Raw genomic sequence first — 22,164 nt, 5'->3', positions numbered from 1 at the left:
GACGGCTGCTCAGTCGAGCAGGGCGTAGATGGCCTCGGGGGCGTCGGCGGGCGACGTCGCGAGATCCTCGAACTCGTTCATGGTGTCGAGATCCGCACCCATGGCGATGTTGGTGACCCGCTCGAGGATCACCTCGACCACCACCGGCACCTGGAACTCGTCGCGCAGACGCTGCGCCTCGGCGAAGCCCGCGGCGAGGTCCTCGGGGCGCTCGACGCGCAGCGCCTTGGCACCCAGGCCCTCGGCGACCTTGACGTGGTCCACGCCGTAGCCGGTGGCGATCGAGGAGGAGTCCCGCGGGGTGTTCACGTTGTCGAACGCGAGCGACACCTCGTAGTCCATCTCGAAGCCGCGCTGCGACTGACGGATCAGGCCCAGGTAACTGTTGTTCACCACGACGTGGATGTACGGCAGCTTGTGCTGCGCGCCCACCGCGAGCTCCTCGATCATGAACTGGAAGTCGTAGTCGCCCGAGAGCGCGACGACCTGCTCACCAGGCTTGCCACGCACCACGCCGAGGGCCGCAGGGCCGGTCCAGCCCAGCGGGCCGGCCTGGCCGGCGTTGATCCACTTGCGCGGACCGTAGACGTGCAGCAGCTGCGCGCCGGCGATCTGCGACAGGCCGATCGTGGTGACGAACGTGGTGTCGCGGTCGAACGCGGTCAGCATCTCCTGGTAGACGCGGTGCGGCTTCATCGGCACGTTGTCGAAGTTCGTCTTGCGCTGCAGGCGCGCCTTGCGGTCGCGGCACTCCTGGGCCCAGCCGTTGTAGTCGGGCAGCTCGGCGACGCGCTCGCGGGCGACCTCGAGCAGCGCGTCGATGAACGCGCCGGCGTCGGAGACCACGCCGTAGTCGGGCGCGAACACGCGGCCGATCTGGGTGGGCTCGATGTCGACGTGGACGAACGTGCGGCCCTTGCGGTACGTGTCCAGACCACCGGTGTGACGGTTGGCCCAGCGGTTGCCGATGCCCAGCACGAAGTCGCTCTCCAGGAAGCTCGCGTTGCCGTAGCGCTGCGAGGTCTGGATGCCGACCAGGCCCGCGGCGAGCGGGTGGTCGTCGGGGAGCACTCCCCAGCCCATCAGGGTCGGGAACACGGGCACGCCCAGGGTCTCGGCCAGCTCGACGAGCTTCTCCGAAGCGCCCGAGTTCACGATGCCGCCGCCGGCGATGATCGCCGGGTGCTTCGCTGCCACGAGCAGGTCGAGCACCTTCTCGGCCTGCGCGCGGGTCGCAACGGGCTTGGCCACGGGCAGCGGCTCGTAGGTGTCGATGTCGAACTCGATCTCGGTCATCTGCACGTCGAACGGCAGATCGATCAGCACCGGGCCGGGGCGGCCGGAGCGCATGATCTGGAACGCCGACTGGAAGACGCCGGGCACCTGCGCACCCTCGAGGACGGTCTTGGCGAACTTCGTGACCGGCTTCGCGATCGACGCGATGTCGACGGCCTGGAAGTCCTCCTTGTCGAGCTTCGCCACCGGCGCCTGACCGGTGATGCAGAGCATCGGGATGGAGTCGGCGATCGCGGCGTAGAGGCCCGTGATCATGTCGGTGCCGGCGGGGCCGGAGGTGCCCAGGCACACGCCGATGCGGCCGTCGCCGGTGCGGCTGTAGCCGTCGGCCATGTGGCTCGCGCCCTCGACGTGGCGGGCGAGGGTGTGCCGGATGCCGCCGTTGGCGCGGATCGCGGAGTAGAGGGGGTTGATGGCGGCGCCGGGGAGGCCGAACGCCTCGTCCGCGCCTTCCTTGATCAGGATCTGGACGATCGCGTCGACTGCACGCATGCGGGTCATGGGAGTTTCCTTAAGTCTGGGTTGTGGTCGTTGAGCGAGCGAAGCGAGACGAAACGCGGTGCCCCGTCAGTGACGCCGTTTCGTCTCGGTCGCCTGCGGCGTCCTCGCTCAACGACCCCGAAAAATGGGTCAGTTCTTGCCGGAGAGCTCGGTGGTGAGCTTGAACAGGCCCGAGTGATCCAGGCCCCCGTCGCCGCGGGCGACGAGCGCGTTCACGAGCTGTGCGACAGCGGCGCCGAGCGGGACGGTGACCCCGACCGAGCGGGCAGCCGACGTGACGATGCCCAGATCCTTGTTGTGGAGGGCGAGGCGGAAGCCGGGCGCGAAGTCGCGGTTCAGCATCTTCTGGCCCTTCTGGTCGAGGACCTTGGATCCGGCGAGTCCCCCGCCGAGGACCTTGAGTGCGGCGTCCGTGTCGACGCCGAACGCCTCGAGGAACGTGACCGCCTCGGCGAGCGCCTGGATGTTGACGGCGACGATGAGCTGGTTGGCGGCCTTCACGGTCTGGCCGGCACCGGCGGGACCGACGTGCACGATGGTCTTGCCGATTGCGTTCAGGACCGGTTCGGCCTTGGCGAAGTCATCCGGGGATCCGCCGACCATGATCGAGAGGACCGCGTCGATCGCACCCTGCTCGCCGCCGGAGACGGGGGCGTCGACGACGCCGAGGCCGGCGGCGACCGCCTCCTCGGCGAGCTCCTTGGCCACGTCGGGGCGGATCGAGGAGTTGTCGATCCAGAGCGCGCCGGCCTTCGCGTTCGCGAAGACCCCGTCCGGGCCCTGCACGACACCGGCCACGTCCGGGGAGTCCGGGACCATCGTGATGATGACGTCGGCGTCCTTCACGGCGGCGGCGATGCCTGTGGCACCCGTGCCGCCGGCGGCGACGAGCTTGTCGATCGCCTCCTGGCTGCGGTTGTAGCCCGTGACGTCGTAGCCGGCGGTGACGAGGTTCTTGGCCATGGGCAGGCCCATGATGCCGAGGCCGATGAATGCGATGCGGGTCATGTCTTCGCTCCTTCGCGGGAAATCTGGTGGGTCAGGCCTGGGCGGCCGCGGTGGTGATCCAGGCGAAGGGATCCGCCTGGGTGGCCTTGTACTCGAGACCGATGACGCCTTCGTAGCCGCCGGCCTGAGCGTCGGCGATCCACTGCGCGAGCGGCAGCTCGCCGGTGCCGGGCTCGCCGCGGCCGGGGGCGTCGGCGATCTGGATGTGGCCGAACTCGGCGGCGTGGCCGGCGATCACCGCGGGCACGTCGTCGCCGTTGACGGCGAGGTGGTAGAAGTCGGCCAGGAGCTTGACGTTGTCGACGCCCTCCTCCTGCTGCACGCGCTCGATGATCGCGAGCGCGTCGGCCGCCGTCTTCAGCGGGTAGGTCTCCATGCCGCTGACCGGCTCGAGCAGCACGACGCCGCCGAGCTCGGCGACCGCGCGACCCGCCGCGGCGAGGTTGCGCACGGCCAGGTCGTCCTGCGCCTTCGGGTCGACGCCCTCGAGGCGGTTGCCGTACAGGGCGTTGAAGGCCTTGGTGCCGAGGCGGCGGCCGATCTCGACGACGACGTCGATGTTCGCGGCGAACTCGTCCTCACGACCCACCCACGACACCAGGCCGCGGTCGCCGCCCGGCATGTCGCCCGCGAAGAAGTTCAGACCCGTCAGCTGCACGCCGGCGTCCTGGATCGCGGCGACGAACGCGTCGACCTCGTCCTGCGCGGGAACGGCGACGGAGAACGGCCACCAGTACTCCACGGCGTCGAAGCCGGCGGCCTTCGCGGCGGCCGGGCGCTCCAGGATCGGCAGCTCGGTCAGCAGGATCGAGGCGTTGACGGTGTAGCTCATGAGATCGTCCTTGATGTCTGTCTCGGGTTTCGGGCTATTTCCGAATTGTGGAAATAAAATCTTGATTGATGAAAGTTTAGGCCGCAAGGTGGCGGTTGTCAACGGGTCGGATCCGGATCCGCGGAGTCGTTGAGCGCACACACGCCAACCGGTCGTTGAGCGAGCACCGAGCGAAGCGAGGAGCGAGACGAAACGCGGCGCCCTCGCAAGAGTGCGACGTTTCGTCTCGCTTCGCTCGCTCAACGACCCCGGCGAAGGGCCGCCAGGGACGGCGAACGCCGCCCGCCCCGAGGGCGAGCGGCGTTCGAGGGGCCCTTCGACAAGACCCTTCTCCGGAGCGTCAGGTGAGCTTGATCTGACGGTTCATGTCCTTGTACAGCAGGTAGCGGAAGTCCTCGGGGCCGCCGGCGTAGCAGGCCTGCGGGCAGAACGCGCGCAGCAGCATGTAGTCGCCGGCCTCGCACTCGACCCAGTCGTCGTTGAGCCGGTAGACGGCCTTGCCCTGCAGCACGAACAGGCCGTGCTCCATGATGTGCGTCTCGGCGAACGGGATGGATCCGCCCGGCTTGAAGGTCACGATGTTGACCTGCATGTCGTGCGCCATGTCGCTCGCGTCGGAGAAGCGGGTGGTGGCCCAGACATCGTCGGTGTCCGGCATCGAGACCGGCTCGATGTCGTTGTCGCTCGTGACGAAGGACGCCGGAGCGTCGACGCCCTCGAGGTACTCGTAGGCCTTGCGGATCCAGTGGAAGCTGGTGATCTCGGATCCCTCGTTCGCGAGCGACCACTGCGCGCCCGGCGCGATGAAGGCGTAGCCGCCCGCCTCGAGCACGTGCCGCTCGCCCTCGAGCGTGAGGGTGAGCTCGCCGGTCGTCACGAAGAGCACGCTCTCCACTCCGGCCTCCGGCTCGGGCTTGGCCGCCTCTCCCCCGGGCGCGATCTCGACGATGAGCTGCGAGAACGTCTGCGCGGAGCTCGGCGTGGGACGCGCGATGATCCATGCCCGCGTGTTCGAGAACCCGGGCAGGCTGCTGGTGACGATGTCGCGCATCACGCCCTTCGGGATGAAGGTGTAGGCGAGCTTGACGACCGCGCGGTCGGTGAGCAGGTCGGTCTGCGGGGGCAGCCCGCCGGCGGGCGTGTAGTAGGTGCGGGTGCTCAAGAGACGGCCTCCTTGGTTGCGAGTTTCGGGTGTGCGAGGCGGACCAGCTCTGCGGGCTCGGATCCGGTCGCGGAGCGGACCTCGTCGGCCGTGAGCGCGCCGCACTCCAGGCCGCGCACGACGAACCGCGCCAGGGCACGGGCCGTGGCCGGCTCGTCCATGATCGTGGCGTCGCTGCCGTGCAGGTAGTTGTCCAGGCGCTTGGCGGCCGCGGCGAACCCCTCGCGGTAGAACGCGTAGGTCGCGAGGTACCGAGTCGGCAGTTGGGCGGCGTGCAGGTCCCAGCCCTGGTAGTAGCCGCGCTCGAGCGAGCGCCGCACCAGGCGGGCGTGCAGCTTCCACGCCTCGATGACGTGGTCCGGATCGCCGACGGGGATCACGTTCGTGGATCCGTCCGAGATCCGCACGCCGGTCTCGGCGACCGCCACCTGCATGACCTGCTTGGCGAAGTCGGCGGCGGGGTGCTCCATGGACTGGTAGGCCGCGGCGATCTGCAGCGAGGCGCTGTAGTCGTAGGTGCCGTAGTGCAGCGCGGAGACGCGGCCGTCGGCGCGGTGCAGGAGCGTCGCGACCGGAACGGATCCGTCCGCGGCGACGATGAGCTGCGGCGTCTCCATCTGCACCTCGAAGCGCAGCCGGCCCGCGGGCAGCCCGAGGCGCTCCTCGAACCGCTCGCACAGCGAGACCATCGCCTCGACCTGCTCGACCGTGGTGACCTTGGGCAGCGTCAGCACCAGGCCGTCCGGCAGCGGACCGTTCGCGGCCAGCGTCGACAGGAAGAGGTCGAGCGTGCGGATCCCGCGCCGGCGCGTGGGCGCCTCGAAGCACTTGAACCGGATCCCGATGAACGGGGGCGCGACGCCGGCGGCGACGGCCTGAGCCACCCGCTCGGCGGCGAGGACCGCATCCGCGTCCTCCTCGTCGTCACCGCGCGCGCCGTAGCCGTCCTCGAAGTCGAGGCGCAGGTCCTCGATCGGCTCGGCGACGAGCTTGGCGTCCACGAGAGGCGCGAGCTCGTCGGCGAGCGCACCGAGGCCGACAGCCTGGGCGAGCGCTACGGTGCCGCCGAAGGCCGCCACGGCCTGTGCGGCCGTCTGGCCGAACTGCGCCGGCAGGTCGAGCCGGAACCGGTCGGCGGGCACGTACAGGGTGTGCACGGGCTGGCGGGATCCGTCATCGCCGGGGTACTCGGTCTTCAGCAGCGTGTCGGTGCCGGAGAGGCGGGCGTCGATGTCGGCGAGGTCGGCCTCGCCCAGGGTGCCTGCGGACAAAAGGCTCACTCCTTCGACGACTCGACGACGCGCACGATCGCCTCGGCGACGGCGCCGGCCACGAGCGGGTCGAACACGCTGGGGATGATGAAGCTCGCGTTGAGCTCGTCCTCTCCGACCCGCTCGGCGATCGCCTGCGCGGCTGCGACCAGCATAGGCGGCGTGATGTCCGACACGCCCGCGTCGAGGAGGCCGCGGAAGAACCCGGGGAACGCCAGCACGTTGTTGATCTGGTTCGGGAAGTCGCTGCGCCCGGTGGCGACGACGGCCGCGTGCTTCGACGCGATGATCGGGTCGACTTCGGGGGTGGGGTTCGCCATCGCGAACACGATCGCGTCGTCGGCCATGCCGGCGATGTCGTTCTCGTCGAGCACGTTCGGAGCGCTCACGCCGATGAACACGTCCGCGCCGACGAGCACCTCCTTGAGGGTGCCCTTGGCGTTACGGGGGTTGGTGGTGGCGGCGAGTTCGATGCGGTGCGCGTCGGTGTACTCCTCGTCGCGGTTGATCGCGCCGTTGCGGCCGCAGGCCACGATGTCGACGGCCCCCTCGGCGAGCAGCAGCTGCACGATCGCGTTGCCGGCGGCGCCGACGCCCGAGACGACGATGCGCACCTCGCCGATCGTCTTGTCGACGACCTTGAGGGCATTCTGCAGGGCGGCGAGCGTGACGATCGCGGTGCCGTGCTGGTCGTCGTGGAAGACGGGGATGTCGAGCTCGTCGCGCAGCCGCGCCTCGATCTCGAAGCAGCGCGGGGCGGCGATGTCCTCGAGGTTCACGCCGCCGTAAACCGGGGCGATCGCCTTGACGATCTGAATGATCTCCTCGGTGTCCTTGGTGTCGAGGCAGACCGGCCAGGCGTCGACGTTCGCGAACTGCTTGAACAGCGCGGCCTTGCCCTCCATGACGGGCAGCGCGGCCTCGGGGCCGATGTCGCCCAGGCCCAGCACGGCCGTGCCGTCGGTGACGACGGCGATCGTGTTGCGCTTGACGGTGAGCTGGCGGGCCTTGCTCTTGTCCTCGGCGATGGCCATGCAGACGCGGGCGACACCCGGGGTGTACGCGCGGGAGAGGTCGTCGCGGTTGCGCAGCGGCACGCGCGGCACGACCTCGAGCTTGCCGCCCAGGTGCATCAGGAACGTGCGGTCGCTGACCAGGCGGACCGTGACACCCTCGAGGGCGTCGATCGCGTCGCGCACCTGATCGGCGTGCTCCTCACCAGTGGTGTTGCAGGTCAGGTCGACGACGATCGTCGACGGGTGCGACTCGACGACGTCGAGCGCGGTCACGACGGCGCCGGCGCCGGCGGCAGCCGCGGCGAGCTCGCTCGTGACGGTGAAGTTGGACGGCGCGTCAATGCGCAGCGTGATCGAATTTCCGGGACCCGGGTTCGCCATGATTCCTCCTCATCGAGGCGTCCCGGGCGGAGGCCTCGGGCGCTGTTGCGGTGATGAACTGTTTACAAGTTTCGTATTGTGGACACTATTATCTCTATCGTGGAAGTTTCGCGCAAGATGAGATTCGGATCCTCTTGGATTTCCGGCTCGGGACTCTCGCATGATGGAATTACCCAAGGACGGGAGCTGACATGGCAGAGAATCCGAGCACCACAGGCGTGAAGGTCACGGAGCCGAAGACCGGCAGAAGCGCGGGATCGGGCGTGCAGTCGGTCGAGCGCGTGTTCGAGCTGCTCGAGCTCGTGACGGATGCCGGCGGCGATGTGACGCTCAGCGAGCTGTCCGCGTCGACGGACCTCCCTCTTCCGACCATCCACCGGCTGCTGCGGACCCTGGTCTCGCTCGGCTATGCGCGTCAGCTGCCGAACCGGCGCTATGCGCTCGGGCCGCGCCTGATCCGCATCGGCGAGGGCGCATCCCGCCAGTTCGGCGCGCTCGCCCGCCCGCAGCTGAAGAGCCTCGTGGACGCCCTCGGCGAGAGCGCGAACATGGCTGTGCTCGACGGCGACATGGTCGTGTACGTCGCCCAGGTGCCCTCGCAGCACTCCATGCGCATGTTCACCGAGGTCGGCCGCCGTGCCAACGTGCACGACACCGGCGTCGGCAAGGCGATCCTCGCCCAGCTCGATGACGACGTCGTGCGCGGCATCGTGGGCCGCACCGGCATGACCACCCCCACCGAGTACAGCATCGGCACCGTGGACGCGCTGCTGAAGGAGCTGGATCTGATCCGCGAGCGCGGATACTCGATCGACGAGCAGGAGCAGGAGATCGGCGTGCGCTGCTACGCGATGGCCGTGCCCGGCGCCCCCACGCCGACCGCGGTGTCCGTGTCCGGTCCGATCGCGCGCGTCACCGAGGAGTTCGCCCAGCGCGCCGTGCCGCGGCTGCGCGAGGCCGCCGCCGCGATCGCCGCCGACCTGGAGGCGTAAGCGGGCGCAGGGGGCCCGCACGGGGGCATCCCGGGGGTCCCTGAGGGCCCGCCCGGGGGTGACGTCCCCACAACTCCGAAGGACGGATGCAATTCCGCAGGACGGATCCACGGATCCTGTCCTCTGGAGTTGCATCCGTCCTTTTTCTGGATCGTTGAGCACGGGGTCGTTGAGCGAGCGCAGCGAGACGAAACGCGGCGCCCTCCCGAGGTCCGCTTCGAGAGGCACCGCGTTTCGTCTCGGTCGTGCTTCGCGCGTCCTCGCTCAACGACCCGGGACCGACTACTCCGCGTCGGTGCCGCTCGTGCCGGCGTTGACGTCGAGCAGGCGGTACTTCTCGGCGGCCCGGGCCGGGATCGACGCGTCGATCTCGCCGCGCTTGGCGAGCAGCTGGAGCGTCCGCACCACGACCGAGGGTCCGTCGATCTTGAAGTACCGGCGGGCGGCGGCGCGGGTGTCCGAGAAGCCGAAGCCGTCGGCGCCCAGGGTGGCCCAGTCGTTCGGGACGAACTGGCGGATCTGGTCCGGCAGATCCTTCGCGTAGTCGCTCACCGCGACGATCGGGCCGTGGGATCCGGCCAGCTGCGAAGCGAGGAACGACGTGCGCGCACCGCGTCCGAGGAACTCGTCCTCCTCGGCGGCGACCGCGTCGCGACGGAGCTCGGTCCACGAGGTCACCGACCACACGTCGGCGTCCACACCCCAGTCGTCGCGGAGCAGTTGCTGCGCCTCCTGGGCCCAGGTCACGCCGATGCCCGACGCGAGCAGGTGCGCCTTGGGCGCCTCGACCGGGGCGATCCGGTGGATGCCGCCCAGGATCCCGGCCACGTCGACGCCCTCGGGCTCGGCCGGCTGCACGATCGGCTCGTTGTAGACCATGAGGTTGTAGATGTAGTTGCGGTCGACCGAGTCCGCGCCGTACATGCGCTCGATGCCGGCGCGCATGATGTGGCCGATCTCGTAGCCGAACGCCGGATCGTACGTGATCACCGCGGCGTTCGTCGCCGCGAGAAGCGGCGAGTGCCCGTCGGCGTGCTGCAGCCCCTCACCGGTGAGCGTGGTGCGCCCGGCGGTCGCCGAGATCAGGAAGCCGCGCGTCATCTGGTCGGCGGCCGCCCACAGCGAGTCGCCGGTGCGCTGGAAGCCGAACATCGAGTAGAACACGTACACCGGCACAAGCGGCACGCCGTGGGTCGCGTACGCGGTGCCCGCCGCAGTGAAGGCCGCGATGGATCCGGCCTCGTTGATGCCGACGTGCACGATCTGACCCGCCGTCGACTCCTTGTACGAGAGCACGATGTCACGGTCGACGGCGAGGTAGTTCTGCCCGTTCGGGTTGTAGATCTTCGCGGTCGGGAAGAACGCGTCCATGCCGAAGGTGCGCGCCTCGTCGGGGATGATCGGGACGATGCGCTTGCCGAACTCGGGGTCGCGCATGAGGTCCTTCAGCACCCGCACGAACGCCATGGTGGTCGCGGCCTGCTGCTTCCCGGATCCGCGAGCCGCCACCTCGTACGCCTTGGGGTCGGGCAGGGCGATCTCGCCGGAGGCGTTCGGGCGCCGCTCGGGCAGGTACCCGCCGAGCGCCGCACGACGCTCCTGCATGTAGCGGATCTCGGGGGCGTCGGCGCCGGGGTGGTAGTACGGCGGCTCGTAGGGGTTCGCCTCGAGCTGCTCGTCGCTGATCGGCACGCGCAGGTGGTCGCGGAAGTCCTTGAGGTCCTGCAGCGTCATCTTCTTCATCTGGTGCGTGGCGTTACGCGCCTCGAACCGCGGGCCGAGACCGTAGCCCTTCACCGTCTTGACGAGGATCACGGTGGGCTTGCCGTTGTGCTCCATCGACTGCTGATACGCCGCGAACACCTTGCGGTAGTCGTGGCCGCCGCGCTTGAGGCCCCAGATCTCGTCGTCGCTGAGGTGCTCGGCGAGCTTGAGCGCGCGCGGATCGCGTCCGAAGAAGTTCTCCCGGATGAACGCGCCCGACTCGCCCTTGTACGTCTGGTAATCGCCGTCCACGGTCGTGTTCATGACGTTCAGCAGCGCACCCTCGGTGTCGGCGTCGAGAAGCGCATCCCACTCCCGACCCCAGACGACCTTGATGACGTTCCAGCCCGCGCCGCGGAAGAAGCCCTCGAGCTCCTGAATGATCTTGCCGTTGCCGCGCACCGGGCCGTCCAGGCGCTGCAGGTTGCAGTTCACGACGAAGGTGAGGTTGTCGAGCTTGTCGTTGGCGGCGAGTTGCAGCAGCCCGCGGCTCTCCGGCTCGTCCATCTCGCCGTCGCCGAGGAACGCCCAGACGTGCTGGTCGCTGGTGTCCTTGAGCCCGCGGTTGTGCAGGTAGCGGTTGGACTGCGCCTGGTAGATCGCGTTCATCGGGCCGATGCCCATCGACACGGTCGGGAACTCCCAGAACTCCGGCATGAGCCGGGGATGCGGGTAGGAGCTCAGGGCATGCCCCTCGCGGGACTTCTCCTGGCGGAAGCCGTCGAGGTCCTCCTCGCTGAGGCGGCCCTCCACGAACGCGCGGGCGTACATGCCGGGCGAGGCGTGGCCCTGGAAGTAGATCTGGTCGCCGCCGCCGGGGTGGTCCTTGCCGCGGAAGAAGTGGTTGAAGCCGACCTCGTACAGGGTCGCGGCGCCCGCGTAGGTGGAGATGTGGCCGCCGACGCCGATGCCGGGGCGCTGCGCGCGATGCACCAGGATCGCGGCGTTCCAGCGCATCCAGGCGCGGTAGCGGCGCTCGAGCTCCTCATCGCCGGGGTAGGCGGGCTCATCGGCGACCGAGATCGTGTTGATGTAGTCCGTGGTCGCGTTCGGCTCGTCGACCACGCCGGCGCGGGCGGCCAGCGTGCGCACGATGTGCTCGCCGCGCTCGGCGCCGCGCTGAGCGACGAGCGCATCCAGCGACTCGAGCCACTCGGCGGTCTCTTCGGGGTCGTGATCCAGGGTCTCGGATCCGAGGGCGGCGGAGCTGCTCTGTTCGTGCATCTTCGGCCTTTCTGTGGGATGTATCGGGAGGCTGCCGGTCGGGCAGCGGGGCTGATCTGCTAGATGTAGGTGGCTGCGGGTTGCGCAGCGGGTCTGAGGTTCGAGGAGTGACGATGAGCGGACGCATCGCCGTGGTGACGGGTGCAGGATCGGGGATCGGGCGCGCCGTGGCGCGCACGATGCTGGAGGCCGGCTACCGCGTGGCGCTGGCAGGGCGGCGCGAGGCTGCGCTGGCGGAGACGGCGGCCTGGCATCCGGACGCGCTGGTGCTCCCGACAGACGTGACGGTCGAGGCCGAGGTGGACGCGCTCTTCGACCGCGTGGTGCGGGAGTGGGGCCGCGTGGACGTGCTGTTCAACAACGCCGGCGCGTTCGGCCCCGCGGTCTCGGCGGCGGACATCGAGCTCGCCGATTGGGAGCAGACACTCGCGGTCAACCTCACCGGCGCGCTGCTCTGTGCACGGGGTGCGATGCGCGTGATGCGCGCGCAGAGTCCGCAGGGCGGCCGCATCATCAACAACGGATCCATCTCCGCCCAGACGCCCCGCCCGCTGTCCGTGGCGTACGCCGTGAGCAAGCATGCGCTCACGGGGCTGACGAAGTCCGTCGATCTCGACGGCCGACCGTTCCGGATCTCCTGCGGTCAGATCGACATCGGCAACACCCGCACCGAGATCATGGACGAACTCGGTGTCGGATCCGGGGCGCTGCAGGCCGACGGCAGTCGCAGAGTCGAGCCCACCTTCGACGTCGAGGCCGCGGCGCGCACCGTGCTGCTCATGGCGGATCTGCCCACGGAGGCCAACATCGGCGCGCTCACGATCACCGCGAGCGGGATGCCATTCGGCGGGCGCGGCTGAGGGATCGCGGGGGTTCGCGATCATCGGCGGACCTCCTCGTCCCTGCGCCCTCGTGTCGTGGCCGCGGGTTCGTGCTCGATTCCGGATCCGATTGATTTCAGATCGTGGAAGGTTTCTTTCAGATTGCGTAACTATTGTCCTCCCGCGAGGGACGCCTTGTCAAGGCTCCGAGGCATCCCGCTCGCCCGGAGACGACGAATGCGGGGCCCGGCGAACCGGGCCCCGCATTCTCGTGTCGGCAGTGGTGCAGCGCTCAGCAGAAGCCGGCGATGCCGTCCCACGACCAGTGGTCGGCGTCGGCGCCATCACGCAGGAACGACGCCTCGATGAGGCCGTAGGGACGGTCGGCGGCGAAGAACACCTCGTTCGGGTTCTCCAGGCCGAACGGCGACAGGTCCACGACGAAGTGGTGCTTGTTCGGGGTCGAGAAGCGGATCTCGTCGATCTCGGGGTGCGCCTCGAGCACGGCCTCGGCCATCTCCTTCAGCGTGTGCTGCAGGGCGTAGGAGTAGTTGCGCGAGAAGCCGGCGAGGAGCAGGCGACGGACGTCCGCGTAGACCTCGTTGAAGTCGAGGTCGTTGCGGTTGTAGCGCCACTTGGCCGTCACCGAGGTGGCGAGGATGCGGTCCTCGGTCTCGGGGAGGGTCGTGTACTTGTCGCGCGGGTAGCCGACGAAACCACTCGCGGTCGACTTGAGGACCGTGAGGTCCTGCAGGCCCGCGATGATCGTGGTGTCGTCGCCGTCGATCTGCACGACCGCGGTGCGGGTCTCGGTGCCGCCGCGCACGAACGCGTGGTCGTGCTCGCCGTTGTCGCCCTCGATGCGCAGCCAGGTGTACTGCTCCGCAGCCCAGCGTCCGCCGGTCACCCAGTCGAACTCGCCGGTGAAGTGACGACCCAGACGCACGAGGAACTCCTCCGGGCTGCCGATGCCGTCCTTGGCGAAGGCGTAGACCGTGTTCTTCTGGGTATCGGTGGCGACGACGTTCTCGTTGTTGCCGTCGAAGTGCGCGGAGGCGAAGTCGCCGCGCAGCTGCGAGGTGACGTTCAAGTCCTCGATCTCGTGGCGGTCGGTGTCGCGGGTGATGCGGACGACCCGGTTCTCGGCCTTGCCGTACTGGTTCTTGCCCAGGATGATGTTCGTCATTTCGGATCCCTCTTAGCTTCCTCGGTAGGTGGAATAGGCGAACGGACTGAGCAGCAGCGGCACGTGATAGTGCGCCTGCTCGGCGTCGACCTGGAAGGTCAGCACCACCTCCGGGAAGAAGGCGTCCGTCTTGATGCCGGCGAAGTAGGCCGCGGTGTCGAACCGGAGTCGGTAGGCACCGCTCTCCAGCCGCTCCGGGCCGAGCGCTTTCACCCGCCCGTCAGCATCGGTGAGGCCCGTACCGATCCCCGACCACCCGTCGCCGACTCGGGCCTCGAGTACGACGGCGACGCCGGACGCAGGGCGCCCGAGTGTGGTGTCCAGGATGTGGGTGGTCACGTGGGAGACGCTCATGCGCTCACTCCTTCGGTCTCGATGGCCGCCGCGAGGCGCAGGGCCGCGATCTCGCGCAGCTGCTGGTCCACGACGGCGAGCTCCTGCTCGTCGGTGCTGCCGAGCCGCTCGCGCAGCAGGGCCAGGATGTCCTGGGCGCTGCGGCCGGCGGCGCGGATGAGGAAGACGCGGTCGAACCGCTCCTCGTAGGCGCGGTTCCCCTCGGCGAGGGCGGCGGCCGTGACATCGTCGACGCTCGGCTGCTCGCGACGCGAGTGCGCGGCCTCGGCACTGGTGCCGTCGACCTTGGCGCCGATGCGCGGGTGGTGCGCGAGCGCCCCGTCCAGCTCGGCCTCGGTGAGCGGAGCCGCGGCCTCGAGGGCGGCGGCGGAGAGCGCGTCGACCGAGGCGTACGGGCGGCCGTCGACGATCGCGTCGATCCAGCGGGTGATGTCCAGTGCGGGCTTCACGACGGCGATGGCGTCGTCGCGGCCGGCGGAGTTGAACTCCTCGAGCAACATCTTCGATCCTCAGACCATGCTGGCATCCGGCGTGTAAGGGCTATACGGACGGATCCTATCGACAGGATCCGATCTCATCCAAGGGAGGAGTTTCCGTATGCCGGAACTGTTGTTTCAGCATGTGTAACTAGTGTGCGGAGCGGATCCGCGGTTGTCAACCCCCATTTCGAGTCGTCCCCCTCAGCACGACCGATGGCTCGTGCTGAGGGGGACGAATCGCTGGTGGTGGATCGGATTCAGACGCCGAGCTCGGCGCGCAGGCGCGCCACGTGGCCCGAGGCGTCGACGCCGTACTCGGCCCGCTGCACGACGCCGTCGCCGTCCAGCACAAACGTGGAGCGGATGACGCCGTCGAAGGTGCGGTCGCCCACGGTCTTCTCCCCCCATACGCCCCACGCCCGCGCCACGGCGGCGTCGGTGTCGGCGAGCAGCGGGAAGGTGAGGCCCTCCGCCTCGGAGAACGCGCGGATGTCGGCGACCTCGTCGGGCGAGACGCCGATCACGGAGTAGCCGGCGGCGTCGAGCGACGACAGGTTGTCGCGGAAGTCGCAGGCCTCGGTGGTGCAGCCGGGGGTCGCAGCCTTGGGGTAGAAGTACACGACGACGTTGCGTCCGCGGTAGTCCTCGAGCGAGACACGAGCGCCGTCGGCGTCGTCGAGGGCGAAGGCGGGCGCGGTGTCACCGGGGGCGAGGCGAGTGGTCATGATGTCTCCGTTCGGATGGGGTCAGCGGGTGGGCAGCACGCCGAAGGCCTCGGCGAGATGCATGATCTTGCGGGCGCGGCCGAGACGGGGCAGGTCGCTGCCGTCGCGGACGATGCGACCCCGCGCGTCGAAGTCCTCGAGGAACTCGTAGGCCCACTCAACATCGGTGCGGGTGGGGCTGATGACCTCGTTGACGACGGGGGTCTGATCGGCCTGCAGGCAGAGCTTGCCGGTCATGCCCATCGACACGGTGATGGCCGACTGCTCGCGCAGGATCGGGTGGCTGGATCCGACGGTCGGACCGTCGATCGGGCCGGGGAGCCCGCTCGCGCGGCTGGAGATGACCAGGCGCGCCCGCGGGTAGGCCATGGCCTCCCGATCGGCGGACATGCCGGTGTCGCGGCGGAAGTCGCCGCTGCCGAAGGCGAGCCGGAACACGCCCTTGGCCCGGGCGATCTCCGTGGCGTTCTCGATGCCGATGGCCGACTCCACGAGCGCGACGACGGGCACCTTCGCACCCAGGCGGTTGAACGTGTCCATGACCTGGCCGCCGAACTCGGTCTTGGCCAGCATGACGCCTTGCAGTCCGGGGGCGTCGCGCAGCCCGTCCAGATCCGGAGACCAGTGCTCGCTGGTCGCGTCGTTGATGCGCACCCAGGCGCGGTGGGCGTTGCCGTCCTCATCGGCACCGTGCAGCCAGCGCACGACGTCATCCCGCGCGGAGTCCTTGTGGCTCGCATCGACGGCATCCTCGACGTCGAGCACGACGGCGTCGGCATGCGAACGGGCCGCGTCGTCGAACGTCTCCGGCCTCGTCGCCGCGACCAGGAGCCACGAGCGCGCCAGCTCCGGCGCGATCTCGCGCGGGCCAGGGGTGGGCAACGGAGCGTTCATACTCTTCCATTCTGTGAAAGTCTACTTTTACAATACGAAAACTGTACTCCTGCGTGCAAGCGGGCGCCAGCCTTGTGCCCGGCGCGGGCCTCAGTCGCGCAGGGCGACCACAGCGTCCCACAGCGCCGCAGCGACGGTGCGCTTGGACCCGGCCACCGCCGCGACGACCGCCCCATCGGGGCCGATGATCTCCACGGCGTTGTCGTGCTTCTCGAACCCGTGCTCGGCGTCGGCGAGGTTCACGGCGAGCAGATCGGCGCCCTTGCGCTCGCGCTTGCGGCGGGCGCGCTCGCGCCGGGCCTCGGGATCCGTCGCGGTCTCCGCGGCGAAACCGACGAGGACCTGCCCCTCCGGCGCCGCACCCGCGCGGCGGGCGGCGCCGAGGGCCGCCAGCACGTCCTCGTTCTCGACGAGGTCGATCCGCTCGAGGATTCCGTCCTCCTTGGTGAGCTTGTGCGCGGCGGCCTGCGCGGGCCGGTAGTCGGCGACGGCGGCGGCCATGACCACGGCATCCGCACGGGTCGCGGCCTCCTTCACCGCGGACGCGAGCTGAGCCGCCGTGGCGACGGGACGGATCCGGATCCGCGGATGGCTCGCCGCCGCGAGGACGTCTCGCGCGAGGTTAGCCGCGACGAGCTCGACCTCGGCGCCTCGGGTCGCCGCCTCGACGGCGAGGGCCGCACCCTGACGGCCGCTGGAGCGGTTGCCGAGGTAGCGCACGGGATCGATCGGCTCGCGCGTGCCACCCGCGGAGACCACGACCGCCAGGCCGGCGAGGTCCTGCGGGGCGAGCAGGCGCAGCGCGGCCTCGGCGATCGCCTCGGGTTCGCTCATCCGGCCGGGTCCGCTGTCGCCGCCGGCGAGCTCGCCGTCGTCGGGCCCGATCAGGTGCACACCGCGGTCGGAGAGCGTGCGGATGTTCGCCTGGGTCGCGGGGTGCGCCCACATCTCGGCGTGCATCGCGGGGGCGATGAGCACGGGCGCGGTGGTGGCCAGCAGCGTCGTCCCGAGCAGGTTGTCGGCGATGCCCGCGGCCATGCGCGCGATCGTGTTCGCCGTGGCGGGGGCGACGACGACCAGATCGGCGCCCTGGCCGAGCGCGACATGGCGCACCTTCGCCACGTCGTCGTGCACGCTCGTCGTGACCGGGTTGCGGCTGATCGCCTCCCACGTCGGCGCGCCCACGAAGCGCAGCGCATCCTCGGTGGGGACGACTGTGACCGCGTGCCCGGCCTTCACCAGGAGCCGCACGAGCTGCACCGACTTGTAGGCCGCGATGCCGCCGGAGACCCCCACCACGATGTCCATCCCTCGATTCTGCCATTCGGCGCCGTGCCCGGGCCTGGAGCGCTCGTCGACCGGATCCGGATCCCATCGGGGTCGTTGAGCGAGCACGGAGCGCAGCGAGGAGCGAGACGAAACGCGGTCGTCTCGCGGGATGACGTAGGCGCGGCCCATCCGGATCCGGTGGCCCGCGCCCTGCCTAGACTGATCCCGTGTGCACGGTCGTGATCGAGGTCGACGGGACGGGGGCGCGGCTGCTGGCCGTGCGGGATGAGGATCCGTTGCGCGAGTGGGATGCGCTCGGCGAGTGGTGGCCCGAGCACCCCGGCGTCATCGGGATCCGCGACCGCCGCGCCGGCGGAGCCTGGCTCGCCGTCGACCCGGAGTCGCGCCGGCTGGCCGTGCTGCTGAACCGCGCCGACGTGCTCGACCTGCCCGACGAGCTGGCCGTCTCTCGCGGCACCCTCGCACTGGCGTCCGTGGCGGGCGTCTCGCCGAGCGGCTCGGAGCGCATGCACGGCTTCAATCTGCTCGAGGTCTCCCCCGCCGGTGCCCGCGTGCTGTCGTGGGACGGCACCACGCTGTGCGAGACCCCGGTGCCGACGGGCGTGCACATGATCGCGCACTCGGATCTGGACGATCCTGAGACCGCGCGCATCGCGCGCTGGCTGCCCGAGTTCCGCGCGCACCCGACGCAGGATGAGGACTGGCCGCAGTCCTGGATCCGGCTGCTCGCGACGACCGCGGAAATGGATCCGGCCGACGACCGCGCGATCATCCGCGACAACCGCCCGCACGGCTATCCCACGCAGTCGCTGCTCTACTGCACGGCTTCGGTCGGCGCGGAGGGCGTCGACGTGCGCGACCACGCCCTGCCGGCGCCGGCGCACTGGGGCTGACGGTGCCCGCGGGATCCTCCGATCGCCTCGTCCCCGTGCGCGGAGACGTCATCCGTCAGTCGTCCCCACGCACGAACGACCTCGAGCGATCCGTCGAACTCCTGCGCCAGGTCGCTTCCGGGGACGGTCCTGAGCGGGTGCTGCGCCTGTACACGCCGGCGCCGACGCTCGCGCTGACGCGGCGGGAGAGCCTGATGCCAGGCTGCCAGACCGCCGTGTCCGCGGCCGAGCGCCTCGGGTTCGCGCCGGCGATCCGCCCGACCGGCGGCCGCGCCGTCGCCTACGACGAGACGTGCCTCGTCTTCGACCTCGTCGAGCGCGAGGAGGCGCATGCCGACCCCACCGCGTTCTTCGCGCAAACGGGCAGGACGATCGTCGACGCGCTGCGCGGGCTCGGCGTCGACGCCCGTCTGGGTGAGGTGCCCGGCGAGTACTGCCCCGGCGAGTACAGCATCAACGCCCGCGGCGCCGTGAAGCTCGTCGGCACCTCGCAGCGCGGTGTGCGCGGCGCACGCCTGCTCAGCGGGATGCTCGCGTTCGGCCCCGTCGACCGCTTCGTCGCCGTGCTCACGGAAGCCAACGCCGCACTGGGGCTCGACTGGGATCCGCAGACGTTCGGATCCATGCTCACCGAGGCGCCGGCGGTCTCGCGCGACGACGTCGAGAACGCGCTGGCGGCGGCGCTCATCGCCTGACCGACATGGGCAGCGCTGCCCATGTCGCGAATGCGCCGGTGCCGGTAGCGTCGGCGACATGAGCGATCCCCAGCAGCAGTTCCCGCCCGCACCCGGCGCGCAACCGCCCGCGACCGCGTCGACTCCCCCGCAGCCGCCCTACGGATCCACGCCCGCCTATCAGCCGGCATATCCCGGAGCCACCGCGCAGAACGGCCATCCTGCCGGGGCGCAGAACGGCCTGCCTGCGACGGCCGGGGCGGGCCGCAGTGCGGACGGCAGCGCCCGCGTCGCCCTGGTGCTGGCGATCGTGAGCGTCGCACTGGGCGTGCTGTACACCTTGCTCTTCCGCTTCGCGATCATCCGACTCTCGTACGACTTCCACCTGGGCGCAGGGGTCATCGGGACTTACAGCCTCGTCGGGCAGACCCTGCTCTTCCTCGCTTACGCCGTCACGCTGATCTTCGGGATCCTCGGCGCCCGCGGCAGTCGATCGGTGCAGGCGGGTATCGCGATCGGAGTCGGTGGCGCAGGCATCATCGGCATCGCGTTCGCTCTGCTGTCGAACGTGATCCCCACGTCGTTCTGACGGATCCGTGTTCCGCCGGGCTCAGCCTGCGATCGCGCGACCGTAGACCTCGAGCATCGCGGCCGTCCGCGACGACTGCCGGAAGTCGGCGGCGACCTGCGGGTCTGGCTCGGGCGCACGGCCGGCCGCGATGTCCGCGGTGGCGATGCGCAGCGTGTCCGCCAGAGCCGCGATCCGGCGGGATTCGTCGGCGCCGACGTCGGGCACAGCCCACAGCCCGCCCCGCAGCTCGCCCGCGATGTCGGGGTCGCTCACGACCGTCGGGGTGCCCAGGGTCGCCGCTTCGAAGGGCGTCATCCCCTGCGTCTCGAAGCCGATCGACGTCTGCACCACCGCGTCGGCCGCAGCGATCCGGGCGAGCACGTCGGCGTAGCCGATCCGGCCGGCGAAGTGGATGCCGGGGCGCACCGCGCGTGCGGCGATGCGCTCGGCGGCGCGGCGCTCTACCCCGCCTCCGACGATCTCGATGTCCACATCGACGTCGCTCGCGACGACGGCCTCGAGGAACGGCAGCAGACGCTTCTCCGGGCTCATCCGGCCGAGCCAGATGAACCGCGGCCGCCCCGGCTTCCGCTCCGTGCCCGGTCCCTGAGCCTGTCGAAGGGCGGCGAGCACCTGCTCGCGCACCTCGTCGTCGATCCCGTTCCAGATCACGTCCACGGATCCGAAGACGCCGTGCTGCTCGAGCCGGCGGGCGAAGTGCCCCGACGGCGCGGTCACCGCGCGCGACCCCGCGGCGATCCCCGCGAGGTACGCCCACCCGTCGACGCCGCGCGGCTGCACCCCGATCCCGCGCAGCGCCGCACGGCGCCACAGGTTCAGCGCGCCGAGCACGGGCTTGTGCAGAGGGGTCACCGCGGCGATCCCGACGTCGACGCGGTTGTGCATGGTGTGCACGGCGGGGATGCCGTGCCGGTGCGCGAAGCGGTGCCCGATGTACGCGCCCCAGAAGTCGGCCTGCACGTGCACGAGGTCCACGGGCGGCCGGCGGGTGAGCGCACGGTCGAGGAAGCGGTCGGTGCGCCGTCCCGGCCAGGTCAGCGAGTACTCGCGGTCGGCCGTGATCGGGATCGACGGGAGGTCGACGTAACCGGGATCCCCCGCCGCGTCCGCGCCGCGCGCCGAGTGCATCTGCGGCGCGACGATCGTGACCGTGTGCCCCGCCCGCTCTAGGTACTTCCGCTGCAGCCGCATCGAGACCTGCGCCCCGCCCAGCGACTCGGCGTGCTGGTCGCCGAAGAAGACGATGTGCATCCGGGGCTACTCGGGCAGCGGCTCGTCGCGGTACAGCGCCTCGAAGGTGTCCAGCGTGCGGTTGATGTCGTGCACGACGACCCCGTCGAGCGAGGCGCGCTGCATGCGCTCGTACTCGGCCGGGTCGGCGGTGAGCACCTCGGTCAATCGCGCGGCCAGCTCGTTCACGTTGCCGGGCTCGAACAAGTAGCCGTTCTCCCCGTCGTGCACCAGGTGCGGCAGCGCGACGGCGTCCGCGGCGACGATCGGCAGCGCCGAGGCCATCGCCTCCATCGTCGCGATGGACTGCAGCTCGGCGATCGAGGCGATCACGAACAGCGAGGCGCGGCTGAGGATCGCGCGCAGCTCGGCATCGGTCGTGCGCCCGTGGAAGGTCACCCGGTCGGCCAGCCCGAGCTGCTGCGCGAGTGCCTCGAGCTGTTTGCGCTGGTCTCCCCCGCCCACGATGTCGAACGTCACGTCGAGAGCCGGATCCAGTTTGGTCATCGCCTTGAGGATGACCTCGACCTGCTTCTCGGCCGTGAGCCGGCCGACGAACACGATGCGGTTCTTCTCACGCGGGCCGATGACCGGCGTGTACTGGGTGCGGTCGATCCCGCAGCTGATCGGGATGACGCCCTCGACGTCGATCGTGCGCTCGAGGAAGTCGGCCGCGCGGCGGGTCGGCGTGGTCACGGCGCGGGTGAGAGCGAACGTGCGCGCCGCGTCGGCCCACGCGAACTTCAGCACGATGTCGTCGACGAACTTCGGCATCGTGGTGTGGTCGAGGATGTTCTCGGCCATGACGTGGTTCGTGGCGATCACGGGGATCCCGCGCTGATGTGCGATGCGCGAGAGCCCGCGCCCGATCACGATGTGCGACTGGATGTGCACCACGTCGGGCTGCACCTCGTCGAGCACTTTGCGTGCGTAGTGCTTCGCGCGCCACGGCCAGACGAACCGCAGCCAGTCGTGTGGCGCCCAGCGCACCGACGGCAGCCGGTGCAGCGTCATCGCCTCGCCCTCGATCACCTCGACGCGGGGCTTCGCGGTGCGGTACGCCTGGTTGGGGGCCACGACGTGCACGTCGTGGCCGCGCTGCACCAGGCCGGCGGCGAGGCGCTCGGTGAATCGGGCGGCGCCGTTCACGTCGGGTGAGAACGTGTCGGCGCCGATGACGATGGTGAGCGGGCGCGGCGCGGCCGCGGACTCAGCCGAGGCGGACGCGGCGGTCTCGGGGGTGGCCTGCGGGCGATGATCGCCGGGGGAAGTCACGTGATTGCTGCCTTTTGCTGGGCCGCGGCGCCGGCGAGCGCTTCATCGGCCGCTCGAACCCCGCGGAGATGGCCTGGATCGGGCGCTGGCCACTCTACCCGAGCGGACTGAGGATGCCGGGGAGGCGGATCCGGCACAGCACGGCAGCGTTCGGCGGTCCGCGGCGTCCCCTGCTCAGGATGGATCGGTGTTCGCCGCCTCTTGCCGACCGGAACGTCGCGGTTTCGGAGAATCCATCCTGAATTGCGGACACCAGCGGCGATGGCGGAGTCCGCGATCCAGCGTCCACCGCACGGCTCCACGG

The 22,164-nt window shown here is 70.1% G+C and carries 20 protein-coding genes; 5 read left to right on the top strand and 15 right to left on the bottom strand.

Going from position 1 to position 22,164, the window contains the following annotated elements:
* Positions 1-9 precede the first annotated feature (9 nt).
* The 6 genes from gcl to AB4078_RS15860 form a co-directional block, all read right to left on the bottom strand.
* Complete coding sequence (gene gcl, locus AB4078_RS15885) at positions 10-1,797, bottom strand: glyoxylate carboligase (protein WP_441977932.1); 1,788 nt, start codon at positions 1,795-1,797, stop codon at positions 10-12.
* Positions 1,798-1,926: 129 nt separating this feature from the next.
* Entirely contained in the window at positions 1,927-2,805 is an 879-nt protein-coding gene (locus tag AB4078_RS15880) for a 2-hydroxy-3-oxopropionate reductase (protein ID WP_441977931.1), read from the bottom strand.
* A 31-nt stretch (positions 2,806-2,836) separates the two neighbouring features.
* Positions 2,837-3,637, bottom strand: coding sequence for a hydroxypyruvate isomerase family protein (locus AB4078_RS15875; protein WP_441977930.1), 801 nt, complete (start codon positions 3,635-3,637; stop codon positions 2,837-2,839).
* 340 nt (positions 3,638-3,977) lie between these two features.
* Positions 3,978-4,799, bottom strand: coding sequence for a bifunctional allantoicase/(S)-ureidoglycine aminohydrolase (locus AB4078_RS15870; RefSeq protein ID WP_441977929.1), 822 nt, complete (start codon positions 4,797-4,799; stop codon positions 3,978-3,980).
* Positions 4,796-6,070 carry a DUF6986 family protein gene (locus tag AB4078_RS15865; protein WP_441977928.1) on the bottom strand — a complete coding sequence of 425 codons (1,275 nt, stop codon included), beginning with the start codon at positions 6,068-6,070 and terminating at the stop codon, positions 4,796-4,798. Before AB4078_RS15865 ends, AB4078_RS15870 begins: the two co-directional genes overlap by 4 nt.
* 5 nt (positions 6,071-6,075) lie before the next feature.
* A complete protein-coding gene (locus AB4078_RS15860) occupies positions 6,076-7,467 on the bottom strand; it encodes an NAD-dependent malic enzyme (RefSeq protein WP_441977927.1) in 1,392 nt (463 codons plus the stop codon).
* Positions 7,468-7,658: 191 nt separating this feature from the next.
* Here AB4078_RS15860 and AB4078_RS15855 point away from each other — a divergent pair, with 191 nt between their 5' ends.
* A complete protein-coding gene (locus AB4078_RS15855) occupies positions 7,659-8,459 on the top strand; it encodes an IclR family transcriptional regulator (RefSeq protein ID WP_441977926.1) in 801 nt (266 codons plus the stop codon).
* A 282-nt stretch (positions 8,460-8,741) separates the two neighbouring features.
* Here AB4078_RS15855 and aceE read toward each other — a convergent pair whose 3' ends face one another.
* The gene (gene aceE, locus AB4078_RS15850) at positions 8,742-11,447 is read right to left on the bottom strand and encodes a pyruvate dehydrogenase (acetyl-transferring), homodimeric type (protein WP_441977925.1); all 2,706 of its coding nucleotides are present in this window, start codon (positions 11,445-11,447) and stop codon (positions 8,742-8,744) included.
* 113 nt (positions 11,448-11,560) lie between these two features.
* Here aceE and AB4078_RS15845 point away from each other — a divergent pair, with 113 nt between their 5' ends.
* The gene (locus AB4078_RS15845) at positions 11,561-12,307 is read left to right on the top strand and encodes an SDR family oxidoreductase (RefSeq protein WP_441977924.1); all 747 of its coding nucleotides are present in this window, start codon (positions 11,561-11,563) and stop codon (positions 12,305-12,307) included.
* Positions 12,308-12,560: 253 nt separating this feature from the next.
* Here AB4078_RS15845 and pucL read toward each other — a convergent pair whose 3' ends face one another.
* The 6 genes from pucL to coaBC form a co-directional block, all read right to left on the bottom strand.
* Positions 12,561-13,454 carry a factor-independent urate hydroxylase gene (gene pucL / locus AB4078_RS15840; RefSeq protein WP_441977923.1) on the bottom strand — a complete coding sequence of 298 codons (894 nt, stop codon included), beginning with the start codon at positions 13,452-13,454 and terminating at the stop codon, positions 12,561-12,563.
* A 12-nt stretch (positions 13,455-13,466) separates the two neighbouring features.
* Positions 13,467-13,808, bottom strand: a complete 342-nt coding sequence (uraH, locus tag AB4078_RS15835) for a hydroxyisourate hydrolase (protein ID WP_441977922.1) — start codon at positions 13,806-13,808, stop codon at positions 13,467-13,469.
* On the bottom strand, positions 13,805-14,308 hold the full coding sequence (gene uraD / locus AB4078_RS15830) for a 2-oxo-4-hydroxy-4-carboxy-5-ureidoimidazoline decarboxylase (RefSeq protein ID WP_441977921.1): 504 nt from the start codon (positions 14,306-14,308) through the stop codon (positions 13,805-13,807). Before uraD ends, uraH begins: the two co-directional genes overlap by 4 nt.
* A gap of 236 nt (positions 14,309-14,544) precedes the next feature.
* Positions 14,545-15,012: a thioredoxin-dependent thiol peroxidase gene (gene bcp, locus AB4078_RS15825; RefSeq protein ID WP_441977920.1), complete on the bottom strand. Its 468-nt coding sequence runs from the start codon at positions 15,010-15,012 to the stop codon at positions 14,545-14,547.
* A 21-nt stretch (positions 15,013-15,033) separates the two neighbouring features.
* Entirely contained in the window at positions 15,034-15,906 is an 873-nt protein-coding gene (locus AB4078_RS15820) for an HpcH/HpaI aldolase/citrate lyase family protein (RefSeq protein WP_441977919.1), read from the bottom strand.
* A gap of 90 nt (positions 15,907-15,996) precedes the next feature.
* The gene (gene coaBC, locus AB4078_RS15815; RefSeq protein ID WP_441977918.1) at positions 15,997-17,214 is read right to left on the bottom strand and encodes a bifunctional phosphopantothenoylcysteine decarboxylase/phosphopantothenate--cysteine ligase CoaBC; all 1,218 of its coding nucleotides are present in this window, start codon (positions 17,212-17,214) and stop codon (positions 15,997-15,999) included.
* Positions 17,215-17,402: 188 nt separating this feature from the next.
* Here coaBC and AB4078_RS15810 point away from each other — a divergent pair, with 188 nt between their 5' ends.
* From AB4078_RS15810 to AB4078_RS15800, 3 genes are read left to right on the top strand one after another with little or no spacing between them, the layout of a single operon-like run.
* Complete coding sequence (locus tag AB4078_RS15810) at positions 17,403-18,089, top strand: NRDE family protein (RefSeq protein WP_441977917.1); 687 nt, start codon at positions 17,403-17,405, stop codon at positions 18,087-18,089.
* A 35-nt stretch (positions 18,090-18,124) separates the two neighbouring features.
* Positions 18,125-18,784, top strand: coding sequence for a lipoate--protein ligase family protein (locus AB4078_RS15805; RefSeq protein ID WP_441977916.1), 660 nt, complete (start codon positions 18,125-18,127; stop codon positions 18,782-18,784).
* A 58-nt stretch (positions 18,785-18,842) separates the two neighbouring features.
* Positions 18,843-19,352 carry a hypothetical protein gene (locus AB4078_RS15800; protein WP_441977915.1) on the top strand — a complete coding sequence of 170 codons (510 nt, stop codon included), beginning with the start codon at positions 18,843-18,845 and terminating at the stop codon, positions 19,350-19,352.
* A gap of 21 nt (positions 19,353-19,373) precedes the next feature.
* Here the strand turns inward: AB4078_RS15800 and AB4078_RS15795 are convergent, their stop codons facing one another.
* Both AB4078_RS15795 and AB4078_RS15790 read right to left on the bottom strand, forming a co-directional pair.
* Positions 19,374-20,606: a glycosyltransferase family 4 protein gene (locus tag AB4078_RS15795; RefSeq protein ID WP_441977914.1), complete on the bottom strand. Its 1,233-nt coding sequence runs from the start codon at positions 20,604-20,606 to the stop codon at positions 19,374-19,376.
* A 6-nt stretch (positions 20,607-20,612) separates the two neighbouring features.
* Entirely contained in the window at positions 20,613-21,767 is a 1,155-nt protein-coding gene (locus AB4078_RS15790; RefSeq protein ID WP_441978082.1) for a glycosyltransferase, read from the bottom strand.
* Between the last annotated feature and the right edge of the window lie 397 nt (positions 21,768-22,164).

Origin of the sequence: Microbacterium sp. 2MCAF23, assembly GCF_052115565.1 — a bacterium.
Classification (GTDB): Bacteria; Actinomycetota; Actinomycetes; order Actinomycetales; family Microbacteriaceae; genus Microbacterium.
This window is presented reverse-complemented; position numbering and strand designations above follow the sequence as displayed.